Origin of the sequence: Litorisediminicola beolgyonensis (assembly GCF_042679605.1) — a bacterium.
GTDB classification, from domain to species: domain Bacteria; phylum Pseudomonadota; class Alphaproteobacteria; order Rhodobacterales; family Rhodobacteraceae; genus Litorisediminicola; species Litorisediminicola beolgyonensis.
Genome location: NZ_JBHTMU010000074.1, coordinates 1 through 5,921 on the forward strand (window position 1 = coordinate 1; position 5,921 = coordinate 5,921).

A 5,921-nucleotide genomic window follows, 5' to 3' on the forward strand; every position below is an offset into this window, starting at 1 on the left:
CCGCCGGATCGGCGACCTGATCGGCCAGCCCCGCGCCAGCCTCGCCCGCCGCTTCGGCACCGGTCTGGTCCTGAGGCTCGACCAGGCGATGGGCGCCGCCGCCGAGCCGATCGCGCCCGCCCCGCCGCCGGAACGCTTCGCCACCCGGCTCAGCCTGCCCGATCCGATCGGGCTGATGGACGACCTTCTGGCCGGGCTCGACCGGCTTCTCCCGCCGCTCTGCGCCAAGCTCACCCGCCACGGCCGCGGCGCGCGCACGCTCCGGCTCGAGGCGTTCCGCTCCGATGGCGGGCTGCAATGGCTGAGCGTCACGCTGGCCCGCCCCGCGCAGGCGCCCGACCGCATCCGCCCGCTCATCGCGATGAAGCTCGAAGAGATCGACGCCGGGCTCGGCATCGACATGCTGCGGCTCGAGGCGGTCGCCCATGAGCCGGTGCATGACACCCGTCCCGCCGGGCATCTCGACGCCAGCCGCGCCAATGCCGCGCGGCTCAAGGCCGATACCGGGCTCGAGGACCTGATCGGGCGCCTCGGCGCGCGGATCGGGATGGACGCGATCACCCGCCGCCATCCCGGCAACTCGCACCTGCCGGAGAAATGCGCCCAGACCCTTGCCGCCGCCTGGTCCGCCCCCTGCGGCGACTGGCCCGACCGCCCGCCCCGCCCGGTATTGCTCTGGCGGCCCGAACCGGTGCAGGCCCCGGACACGCCCCGCCCGCCCGAGCAGTTCCGCTGGCGCGGCCGCGGCTTTCGCTGGCTCGCCGGTCAGGGGCCCGAGCGGATCGCGCCGGAATGGTGGCTCGACGATCCCGAATGGCGTTCGGGCACGCGGGATTACTGGGTGGTCGATACCGATCGGGGCGACCGGCTCTGGCTCTATTACGCCCATGGCGGGCAGCTCTCGCCCGGCTGGTTCTGCCACGGTGCCTTTGCCTGAGGCTCAGGCTTGGGCCTGGGCTCAGGCGCCCTCGGGTTCGGCCAGGACCAGTCCGCCGATCTCGGCCAGGTGGTCGATCACCGCCTCGACCCCCTCGCGCTTGCGGAGCGCGGTGAAGACGAAGGGCCGTCCCGCCCGCATCCGTGTCGCATCCCGCTCCATCACCTCGAGCGAGGCGCCGACATGGGGAGCGAGATCGGTCTTGTTGATGATCAGGAGATCGGAGCGCGTGATCGCCGGGCCGCCCTTGCGCGGAATTTCCTCGCCCGCGGCCACGTCGATCACGTAGAGCGTCACATCCGCCAGCTCGGGCGAGAAGGTGGCCGACAGGTTGTCGCCGCCGCTCTCGATCAGGATCAGCTCCAGATCGGGCAGCGCCTCGGTCAACTCGGCGATGGCCGCGAGGTTGATCGAGGCATCCTCGCGGATCGCGGTATGCGGACAGCCCCCGGTCTCGACCCCCTTCACCCGCTCGGCGGGCAGCACCTGCATGCGCATCAGTGCCTCGGCATCCTCGCGGGTGTAGATGTCATTGGTGATGACCGCCATCGACAGGCGCGGCCCGAGCCTGCGCGCCAGTTCCGCCGTCAGCGTCGTCTTGCCCGCGCCGACCGGGCCGCCGATACCGACGCGCAAGGGACCGTGGGGTGAGGGCATCGGGCTCTCCTCTCAGGACTGGAACAGTTTGACGTCGAGCGTGTCGTGGCTCTGCGCGGCGATGTCCAGCACCGGTGCGAAACCGCCCAGATCGTCCGGCTCCGCCGCAACCGCGCGCGCCGCCAAATCGGCCACGACCGGCGCGATCCGCGCGAGCACCACCTGCGCCTCGGTCTGGCCCAAGGGCATCAGCCGCTGCGCCGCCGCCGCGAGCGTCTGGCAGGTGGAAAAGAGCCACATCCGCAGGGCCTCTTCCGGGTCATGCCCCAGAAGATGCGCCGCACGTCCGCCCGCCACCGGGTAGGCCATGTCGGGCAGATCGCGCCCGAACCCGTCGCGCATCACCCGCGCCAGTGCAGCGCCCTGCACCAGCGTCTCGCGCCGCCGCGTGGCCGAAGGCGCGAGCGCGCGCGCCAGAGCGTCGAGCGCCTCTGGATCGTCGCCCTTCGCCGCGGAGGCAAAGAGCACCGCATCCGTCCAGCCCGAACCGCGCGTCAGCAGGGTCTCGAGAAACCCGCCCAGATCGGAGCCGCGTGCGACCTGGCCGCTCTTGGTCAGCCATTCGAGACCCTGCGAAAACGCGAACCCGCCCGCGGGAAAAGCGGGCGAGAAGAGCTGCGCGGGTCCCGGCTCAGTGTGCATGGCCGTCTGGCCCGTGGCTGTGAGAATGAGTGTGGGAGTGATCGTGCCCGTGGGTCCGGCCATGCCCGTAGGCGCCGCCCTCGGGCGTGAAGGGCTCGGTCACCTCGGAGACCTCGGCGCCGATCTTCGCCAGCATGTCGCGCATGACATGGTCGCGGCGGATCAGGAGACGCCCGGCCTCGATCTGGCAGGGCGTGTGCCGGTTGCCGATATGCCAGGCGACCCGCACCAGGTCAGGCGCGGTCACCGCGTAGAGCGGCTCCGGCGCGGCGACGATCGCGATTTCCGACCCATCCTCGCACAGCAAGACCCCGCCCTGGTCGAGCGAGGTCGTCTGCGCGAGATCCGCCAGAAGCCGCCGGCCATCCTCGAGCGTGATCACCCGGCGGCGGAGGAACCGCGCTTCGTAATCGAGCACGGCGCGCCCCGCGGGGGTGCCATGCGCATGCCCGTGATAGGCCCGGGCGATCAGGTCGGGGGCGGCGCTCATGCGCGCCCCCGGAGCCTGGTCAGATGTACCAAAGGTCGCGGAAGACGTGCCGCGGAATGTCGTCGCGCGTCAGGCCCATCTCGGCCAGTTCGGCGTCGGTCTTGGCCTCGAGCGCGCGGATCTGCGGCAGCCGGGCCTTGGTCTCGGCGTAGCGCATGTAGACGTCGCCGAGGTTGCGCCAGAACTCCGCGAAGCGGGAGCGACCGGCGGGTGCTTGAGTGAGTGTCGTATAAGCCATTGGAAACCTCTCTCTGGGTCAGATCCGGTTTCCTCCCTTGTGAAGCAGGGTAAGCCTTTCTCCCCGAAGGCAAAACTGCCATCTCGTCAGCCCCGGGTTGCGCGCCTCGCATGGCGCGCGCCCCGGAGCCCGTCGAGATCAGGCATAGGCGCGATGCGCGCAGGCCTTCCGCACCAGCGCGGCGCGATTGAGGCCGAAGCGCTTCAGATCGGAGTCGCGCAGCTTCGAGAGCAGCGAAAACCGACCGTAGCGCGGGTCGTTTTCGGCGATGAACTGACCCACGATCTCGAGAAGCGAGCGGCGGGTCGTCTTGATGGGAGCACTCTGTGCCATTGGTCTGGGTCCGTTTGTCCATTTCGGTTCGTCGGTTGCCCAAGAAGTAAGCAGTTTGAGAACGCACCCCAACAGTGAAAACCACAATGCTGCGATGCAGCAAGTGCATGGCTCTCCGGCGGGTCAAAACAGGAAATAGCGTTGCGCCATCGGCAGTTCCGAGGCCGGCTCGCAGGTCAGAAGCTCGCCGTTTGCGCGCACCTCGTAGGTCTCGGGATCGACCTCGACCTCGGGCGTGGCGTCGTTCAGGATCAGGTCCTTCTTGCCGATCCCGCGGGTGTTGCGGACCGCGAGGCAGGTCTTGGCAAGCCCGAGGCTCTGCCCGATCCCCTCGGCCAGCGCGGCTTCCGAGACGAAGGTCACCGCGCCCCGCTCCACCGCGCGGCCATAGGCGCCGAACATCGGGCGCGAATAGACCGGCTGCGGCGTCGGGATCGAGGCGTTCGGATCGCCCATCTGCGCCATCGCGATGGTGCCTCCGATCAGCACCATCTCGGGCTTCACCCCGAAGAAGGCGGGCGACCAGAGCACCAGGTCGGCGCGCTTGCCGACCTCGATGGATCCGATCTCATGCGCGATGCCATGCGCGATGGCGGGGTTGATGGTGTATTTCGCCACGTAGCGGCGCACCCGGAAATTGTCGTTCTCGCCGGTCTCCTCCGAGAGCCGCCCGCGCTGCTTCTTCATCTTGTCGGCTGTCTGCCAGGTGCGGATGATCACCTCGCCCACGCGCCCCATCGCCTGGCTGTCCGACGCGATGATCGAGAAGGCGCCCATGTCGTGCAGGATGTCCTCGGCTGCGATGGTCTCGCGCCGGATGCGGCTCTCGGCGAAGGCCACGTCCTCGGGCACCCGCTTGTCGAGGTGGTGGCACACCATCAGCATGTCGAGATGCTCTTCGAGCGTGTTCACGGTGTAGGGCCGCGTCGGGTTGGTCGAGGAGGGCAGCACATGCGCCTCGCCGCAGATCTTGATGATGTCGGGCGCATGCCCGCCGCCCGCGCCCTCGGTGTGGAAGGCGTGGATGGTGCGGCCCTTCAGGGCCTTCACGGTGTTCTCGACAAAGCCGCTCTCGTTCAGCGTGTCGGTGTGGATCATCACCTGCACGTCCATGTCGTCGGCCACCGAGAGGCAGCAGTCGATGGCGCCGGGGGTCGTGCCCCAGTCCTCGTGCAGTTTCAGCGCGCAGGCGCCCGCGGTGACCTGCTCGACCAGCGCCGCCGGGAGCGAGGCATTGCCCTTGCCCGCGAAGGCGAGGTTCATCGGGAACGCATCCGCCGCCTGCAGCATCCGCCCGATATGCCAGGGCCCGGGCGTGCAGGTCGTGGCCAGCGTGCCATGCGCGGGGCCGGTGCCGCCGCCCAGCATGGTGGTCAGGCCCGAATGCAGCGCGTCCTCGATCTGCTGCGGGCAGACGAAATGGATATGACTGTCGAAGCCCCCGGCGGTGAGGATGCGCCCCTCGCCCGCGATGGCCTCGGTGCCGGGGCCGACGATGATGTTGACGCCCGGCTGGGTGTCGGGATTGCCGGCCTTGCCGATGGCGGCGATGCGCCCGTCGCGCAGGCCGATATCGGCCTTGTAGATGCCGGAATGGTCGACGACGAGCGCGTTGGTGATCACCGTGTCCACCGCACCCTCGGCGCGGGTGGCCTGGCTCTGGCCCATGCCGTCGCGGATGACCTTGCCGCCGCCGAACTTGACCTCTTCGCCGTAGACCGCCGCGTTCGCGCCGCTGCCACCGTTCATCGCCGCGCCCACCGCCTCGGCGGTCAGGTCGCGCTCGACCTCGATGATCAGGTCGGTATCGGCCAGCCGCAGGCGGTCGCCCGTGGTGGGACCGAACATCGCGGCATAATCGGCGCGGGAGATCGTGGCGGGCATCGGCCTGTCCTTCAACTTGGGGGCGCGGGCCTCTGGGTCTAGGCCCGCGCCGGTCTGGTCGGTCTCAGTCGGCGCTGCCGGAGCTGCGCTCGGGCAGCGCGGGCGGCATCGACGGCCGCTTGCGGCCCCGCGACTTCGGCGTCTCGACCGGCGCCGGGCTGCGGGTGGTCACCGCGGCCGGAGCCTCCGCCGCCTTGACCTTGGGCGCGCTCTTGGCCTTGGCCGTCCCGGCTTTCGGCTCCTTCGAGGCCACCTTGGCCACGGTCTGGGCCTCGGCCGCGACCACCTTGGTCTCGGGCGCCTTGGGGGCCTGCGCCGGGGTCGCCTTGGTCTGTGCCACCGGCTCCGGCTTGGCTTTGGTCTCGACCGGCTTGGCCTCCGCGGTCTTCGCCACGGGCTCGGTCGTCACCGGCTTGGCCGCAGGCTTGGCCTCGGTGGTTTTCGCCACCGGCTTCGCCTCGACGGGCTTCGCTTCAGGCGTCACCTCGGCGGTTTTCGCTGCGGGCGTCGGCTCGACGGTCTTCGCAACCGGCTTCGCCACGGGCGTAGGCTCGGCGGTCTTGGCCACCGGCTTCGCCTTGGCGGGCTTGGCCTTTGCCTTGGGCGCAGCCTTGGCCTTCGCCGGTTTCGGCGCAGCCTTGGCCGCGGGAGCCGCGACCTTGGCGGCGGGCGCCTCGGTCACCGCCGGAGCCGGAGCGGCCTCGGCGGGTTTCGCAGCCGGGGCCTCCGCCACGTCGCGG

The 5,921-nt window shown here is 70.2% G+C and carries 6 protein-coding genes and 2 pseudogenes; 1 reads left to right on the forward strand and 7 read right to left on the reverse strand.

Going from position 1 to position 5,921, the window contains the following annotated elements:
- Positions 1-937: pseudogene (locus tag ACFQ4E_RS20285) on the forward strand (DNA polymerase Y family protein); the annotation flags it as partial.
- A gap of 21 nt (positions 938-958) precedes the next feature.
- On the opposite strand, the gene ureG reads toward ACFQ4E_RS20285, so the two are convergent.
- The 7 genes and pseudogenes from ureG to ACFQ4E_RS20320 form a co-directional block, all read right to left on the reverse strand.
- Positions 959-1,594, reverse strand: coding sequence for an urease accessory protein UreG (gene ureG, locus ACFQ4E_RS20290; protein WP_386806358.1), 636 nt, complete (start codon positions 1,592-1,594; stop codon positions 959-961).
- A 12-nt stretch (positions 1,595-1,606) separates the two neighbouring features.
- Positions 1,607-2,236 (reverse strand): urease accessory protein UreF, encoded by a 630-nt coding sequence (locus tag ACFQ4E_RS20295; protein WP_386806359.1) that lies wholly within the window; start codon positions 2,234-2,236, stop codon positions 1,607-1,609.
- Complete coding sequence (ureE, locus tag ACFQ4E_RS20300; RefSeq protein ID WP_386806360.1) at positions 2,226-2,726, reverse strand: urease accessory protein UreE; 501 nt, start codon at positions 2,724-2,726, stop codon at positions 2,226-2,228. The genes ACFQ4E_RS20295 and ureE overlap by 11 nt, the downstream gene beginning before the upstream one ends.
- Before the next feature lie 19 nt (positions 2,727-2,745).
- Positions 2,746-2,964 (reverse strand): hypothetical protein, encoded by a 219-nt coding sequence (locus ACFQ4E_RS20305; protein ID WP_386806361.1) that lies wholly within the window; start codon positions 2,962-2,964, stop codon positions 2,746-2,748.
- Between the two features lie 138 nt (positions 2,965-3,102).
- On the reverse strand, positions 3,103-3,297 hold the full coding sequence (locus ACFQ4E_RS20310) for a hypothetical protein (protein ID WP_386806362.1): 195 nt from the start codon (positions 3,295-3,297) through the stop codon (positions 3,103-3,105).
- Positions 3,298-3,420: 123 nt separating this feature from the next.
- Positions 3,421-5,181 carry an urease subunit alpha gene (gene ureC, locus ACFQ4E_RS20315; protein ID WP_386806363.1) on the reverse strand — a complete coding sequence of 587 codons (1,761 nt, stop codon included), beginning with the start codon at positions 5,179-5,181 and terminating at the stop codon, positions 3,421-3,423.
- A gap of 64 nt (positions 5,182-5,245) precedes the next feature.
- A pseudogene (locus ACFQ4E_RS20320) lies at positions 5,246-5,921 on the reverse strand (hypothetical protein); the annotation flags it as partial.